At 47.6% G+C, this 5670-nt stretch carries 5 protein-coding genes; all 5 read right to left on the bottom strand.

Going from position 1 to position 5670, the window contains the following annotated elements; all coding sequences use genetic code 11:
- Nucleotides 1–10: 10 nt before the first annotated feature.
- Nucleotides 11–775, bottom strand: coding sequence for a LamB/YcsF family protein (locus tag C7R94_RS25140; protein WP_106785415.1), 765 nt, complete (start codon nucleotides 773–775; stop codon nucleotides 11–13).
- Between the two features lie 4 nt (nucleotides 776–779).
- On the bottom strand, nucleotides 780–1787 hold the full coding sequence (locus C7R94_RS25135; protein WP_106785414.1) for a 5-oxoprolinase subunit C family protein: 1008 nt from the start codon (nucleotides 1785–1787) through the stop codon (nucleotides 780–782).
- Nucleotides 1788–2513, bottom strand: coding sequence for a 5-oxoprolinase subunit PxpB (gene pxpB / locus C7R94_RS25130; protein WP_197245232.1), 726 nt, complete (start codon nucleotides 2511–2513; stop codon nucleotides 1788–1790). It abuts the gene before it with no gap.
- 58 nt (nucleotides 2514–2571) lie between these two features.
- Nucleotides 2572–3219, bottom strand: a complete 648-nt coding sequence (pcp, locus tag C7R94_RS25125; RefSeq protein ID WP_106785413.1) for a pyroglutamyl-peptidase I — start codon at nucleotides 3217–3219, stop codon at nucleotides 2572–2574.
- Nucleotides 3191–5670 (bottom strand): M14 family metallopeptidase (locus tag C7R94_RS25120; protein ID WP_106785412.1); only part of this gene is annotated, 2480 nt, incomplete at its 5' end. The genes C7R94_RS25120 and pcp, both read right to left, overlap by 29 nt.

The following is a 5670-nucleotide window of genomic DNA, read 5'->3' as shown; positions in this document are numbered from 1 at the left end:
CGATAGATATCTATCGGGCAAAACGTGCTGAGATCGTAATGCCAGCTTCTAACAAAGCTTCTCGGATGCTCTGCGCGAATTCCAACGCATGGGCACCGTCGCCGTGAATACAAATGGAATCGGCCCGCATCGGGATATTCACGCCTTGCTGGGTCAGGACGCGTCCCTCGCTTATCATACGAATGACTTGTTGAATGGATTGCTGTTGGTCCGTAATCAGCGCATTCGGTTGACTGCGTGGCGTCAGCGTGCCATCCTGCTGATACGTACGGTCGGCAAATACTTCGTGCGCCGTAGCTAGTCCGATTTTTTCGCCAGCACGCGTCAATTCGCTCCCCGCCAAGCCATACAACACCAGTTCCGGATTTACTTTGTATATGGCTAACGCGATAGACTCAGCCAGAGCGGGTCTTGTGGCTGCCATATTGTACAAGGCCCCATGTGGCTTCACATGATGCATAACGCCCCCTTCCGCCCGTACAAACGCTTGAAGGGCACCGATTTGGTACACGACTAGATCGTATGCCTCTTCAGGAGAAACTTCCATGTTGCGGCGACCGAAGCCGACCAGATCGGCGAATCCGGGATGGGCACCGATTGCCACACCTGCCTCTAAAGCCATTTGCACTGTTTTTCTCATCGTCGCAGGATCGCCAGCATGGAAACCACATGCGACATTTGCAGAGGTGATATAGGACAAAATTTCTTGATCGTTGCCCAACTGATAGGCGCCAAAGCTCTCTCCCAGATCACAGTTTAGATCTACTGTTTTCATCTTTTTACCTCCATCCCACGGTTACTTCTATACCAAGCTTGATCGCCTTCATCAATGAATCCCTCTCGATAAGCGCCTTTTGAGCATCACGCAGAGAAATTTCTTGAAAGTGAATCTTTTCGCCTGGCCGCAACTGGGCGACGATCGGCAAATCTATCGTTGGCACATAGCCTATCTTCGGATAACCTCCAATCGTTTGTCTGTCTGCCATCAGGATAATAGGTTGACCGTTTGGCGGTACCTGTATCGTACCAATGGTGACCGCAGCCGAGATCAGTTCCATTGATTGCGTAAGTTCGAGCGCCGGTCCTGTTAAGCGATACCCCATCCTGTCTGATTGAGTAGACACTTGAAAGGTTTGTTCGAAAAAGCTTTGACGACTCTCTTCCGAAAAATCTGCGAATTGCTCGCCTAGTATCACCCGTACAACCGCTTCTTCATTTTTTACAAACGTACTAGAAGGAATAAACCAATTCGCCTGGTAGAAGGGAGCCGCTCCTGCCTTTTTTTCCAATTGGTTAGCGAGAAATTGGCTGAATGAACCTGGAGGGCTTTGAACTAGCTTATCTCCTGCCGCAAGCATTCTACCCGCAAAGCCTCCGAAGCTTCCACGGAGATTCGTACTACGACTTCCCATCACAAGTGGCACATCCCATCCACCTGCGACTGCGAGATAGGCGCGACAGCCTTCCTGGGCAAGGCCAAACTTCAAGATGCTTCCACTCCTGATCCAGATTGCTCGATTGGGCAGGACGGATCTATCATTGATCGTGACTTTGAAGTCACCACCACAAATGGCTATTAGCATGTCCTTATGAAACAACAAGCTTGGACCTCTCATCGTCAGCTCCAGAACCGCATCCGTTTGTTGATTGCCAACTATCATGTTCGCAATCTGTACAGCTTGCTTGTCCATCCCCCCACTGACACTGACCCCATACTGCTGAAAGCCAAATCTACCTGTATCTTGAACAGTCGTGCAAAGTCCTGGCGTAATCACCTCTACACTCACTTAGTACACCTTCTCCCCGTTATCGTATTCCCGCTCGGAGATAGGACGGAAGCGAACTTTATCACCAGCGCACAAGAGACTTGGAGAACTTTCACCTGCCTGAAATAAGCTCAATGGTGTTCTTCCGATAATTTGCCACCCACCTGGGCTCTCTATCGAATAAATACCTGTTTGCAATCCTCCGATTCCTACACTCCCCTTCGGAATAGATAGTCGTGGCGAGGAACGTCGCGGCGTGGCCAGTCGCTCATCCATTCCACCCAGATACGGAAAGCCGGGAGCAAATCCGATCATGTACACCAGGTACTCTGTTGTCGAATGGATCGAAATCACTTCCTCTATACTAAGACCATTTTGTTCGGCAACAACTTCTAGATCCGGCCCAAAGCTCCCACCATAACAAACCGGGATTTCTACCAGTCTGTACTCTTTCGAGTGAGTATTGGAGATTTGCTGCGACATTTGCTCAAGAATAGCAACAGCACGATCGTATGGCAAAATATCATCAAGTGGATCGAAAAGAGTAATCGGATCGTAATAGACTGTAACAGTCGTAAAGCCAGGTACAGATTCGATCATCCCGGGGAAAGGATGCTCCTGTAGGTATTCTGAGAATTGGATGACCTTCTCATGAGTCTGTTGATCGATAACCTCTCCTAGTTTGACCATGACACCCGAGTCCCCAAGAGGAGAGAATTCATATCTAGGCAACGGTTTTCCCTCCATTTTCGAATATCGGCACTGCCATATGAATGGAAGGGAGGAGGGCTTCTTCTCCTCCTGCTCAGCTAATTTGTCCGCCTTCCATGACAATATCTCGATCATGAGATATGGTCGTCTCGATTGCCAATCGCAAGCCTTTTACAATTGTTTCTAACGCCATGCTTGGCTGCCCTGCTTGCCTTGCTGCCTGTTCAGGCAAATAAGGGATATGGATGAACCCGCCGCGTATAGAAGCTTTTTTCTCAGCAAGGTAATGCATCAATCCATAAAAAAGATGGTTGCACACATATGTACCCGCCGTCTGCGATATGGAAGCCGGAATTCCTTGTTGTTTTAACTCGTGTACAATCGCTTTGATTGGCAATGTAGACCAGTAGCCAGTAGGACCATTTTCCCTGATCGGTGTATCAATCGGCTGATTTCCTTCATTATCCGGGATTCGAGCATCATTGATGTTAATCGCTACACGCTCAATCGCAATATCTCCTCGTCCACCTGCTTGTCCGATACATAACACGATGTCCGGATTCGTTTCATCTATCGCTGTGTACAGATGTTCAATAGATTTTTCAAAAACCGTAGGAATTTGGCGCAGCTCTACTTTATACAAATCAGACTTAATTTTTCCCAGCTCTTTTACCGATTCCCAAGCAGGGTTAACCATTTCTCCACCAAAAGGATCAAACCCTGTTACTAAAATGGTCTTCATAATTGCCTCCTCCGATCCGCATCGGTCTCATTCGTGTGAGTCGAATATGGTCTTGTCTATACTGTCGCGAAACACGCCGTGGGCTGGATATCACACACTCCATGACAGCACGATTGAAAACCTTATGGGTTTCTATGCAATCTCGCAATGCTCCTCCCGCGACCGTCTCATCAGCCGCTTCCGTTATTAAATCAAGCGTCACCCATTCAGGAAAACGAGAGAGTAAGGAAGGAGAGGTTCTGTTCGGCTTTGTAGGCCAACGATAAAACAAGAAATCTTGATCAGTAGGCAATGGGAAAATGGCGGGCTCCCAATTATGTCCATACCGAATGTAGCGCTCGATAAAGCGTTTATTTTTGTTCCACATACGCGGATGATGTCTCAGCCCTTCCTCGGCTGCCTTTTGAATTGTATCAAGAGCGATAGCATGATGAGGATAGTCAGATCGCTCCATCTCGCGGCCAATTCCGTAAAAGAGTGAGATTGGCATCCAATAGGATACAGGGAATCTTGGCGGGCTATTGTACCCTGCGAATGGTTGTGTCCATTCATGCGAAGGGATTCCGTGATCATCAATGATCACATCCGGCAACCAGCGATAAAACAGATGGGGAACTACCCGCGATTCGCCAAAGACACTCGGCTGAAAACGGTGATTGGTATATTCTAATCCAACGGCATTATAACGGGCAGCATGATGCTTCCAAAATGGATTATCTTTGACGAGCTCTTGATGAAGTGCGACCCCATCCGGATTCGCAAATGGAATCACGACCAGATTGAAACGAGTAAGCCAATCCATTTTTTCGGTTATGAGCTCTGCCACCAGCTCACGTGCAGCAGGCATACTGGAAACCTCGTTTGGATGATGTCCGGTTTCGAGCAAAATGGTTGGTTTATACAGAGATAGCTTGTGAGTTGATACGTATGTGGAAATCTGGGGTGCTGTTACTTCCACTGCAAAAATCGGCCTTCCTTCAAACGATTTCTCTACTTCCCAGATATGCACAGAGGGATGAGTAGCCAGCTCTGCCCATTCGCCCATATCTGGATGATGGCTTCGGTGTAGAAAAGGAAGCTTCCGTTCTTCGATGCTGGTACTCTTTTCGTTCGTTCTCAGGATGCGTGCTTTTACAGGAGCAGATTGCTCTGCCTCGAAGTATAAATGAGTCGTTTTGATAGAGAAAGCTGGCTCCTCTTTATATTCTTTTACGCGAATGGTTGCCACTGGAGAGCTTGCCGGTTTGACCTTTACAAATGGTCGCACCGCCCCAGGAGAATTCCACGCCACTCCCGTTTTTCTTTCACCCAAATACGCATAGTAGTCCAGCGTATAAAAATAAATATCTTCGTGCAACGCTTCTAACGACGATATTGTTTCTTCGTCTATGTCTAGCCGTTCTTCCTGTTCACTCATAGTGACGGTTACCTCTATCGAATGAAAGAGCGGAATGTTTCCTTGATACGGTTCATTTTGTTTACATAACAACCCTTCTGTCAACTCAGGTAAAAATTGCTGCGTATAGAATTGCCAAAACCTCTCTCGATCCGTAGGAACCAAGAATTGTTCTTTCGTTGTTCCATAGGAGAAGAAGAGTCCTGACGTAGTTGGATAAGCTCGACTTTGCTCGTCGGCATACGGCACTGTGGATACAGGAACATCCAAATTCCATGTACCTAAGTGCTCCATCCCGCTCCCCCAAGCCTCGACTTGGTAAGTAGTCGGTAGGTTCTCATCCATCACGAATGATACTTGCGACAAGGACAAGCCCAATTCTTTTTCCAACAACTGATCAACCGGGTATAATTCTTGAAGCCAACGATGAGAAAGCTCCATCCCGCCTTCTCTTTCTTCTCGTTGGAAAGAGATTAATATTCGTTCTATTCGTTCCCCTGTACGTACAAGAGACGGCAAAATCGTTTCTTTTATCCAGCACAAACCTGGTTTAAAAGCAGAGTGAATATGCACCGTACTATCGTTATCCGGAAGCAGCTCCGTGATTGCGCTCTTCCAGCATCGCTCCAACGCACGTCGAATCTCTTTTGGTTCTGACAAAAACGCGATGACCGTAAGCGGAGAAGATAAGCACCCTGCCGTTTCCTTTTGACTAACAATCGCGATCAACTGCTCATGAAACAACTGTTCTATCTCATTTCGCTCGCCCTGGTCTTTCCATGTTTTCTCTATAAATAAGGGGAATTCCTTCACTTTTGGCTCGTCTGATTCTTCCCATGCACCAAAAGTCCCCCCGAGTCGGTGCGAAGTGGCAGTCCCAAGATAATCAAGTGCCGCAATAATCGCTTGTCCTCCCCCTGAAAGCTGGATGACTCTTGTTGTCTTTTCTTTAGGGTCCGGGATTACTTCGACCACGCCACTTGCTAGAGGTGCTTCACCATTCATTTGTAAGGAAAAGGTGAGCTCCGCAATTCGATTTGCTTCTCCTGTAAGCG

This window comes from Brevibacillus sp. NRRL NRS-603 (genome assembly GCF_003013445.1).
In the GTDB taxonomy this organism is placed as follows: Bacteria; Bacillota; Bacilli; order Brevibacillales; family Brevibacillaceae; genus Brevibacillus; species Brevibacillus formosus.
Note: the sequence above shows the minus strand (reverse complement) of the source record. Positions and strands in the feature narration are given on the sequence as shown.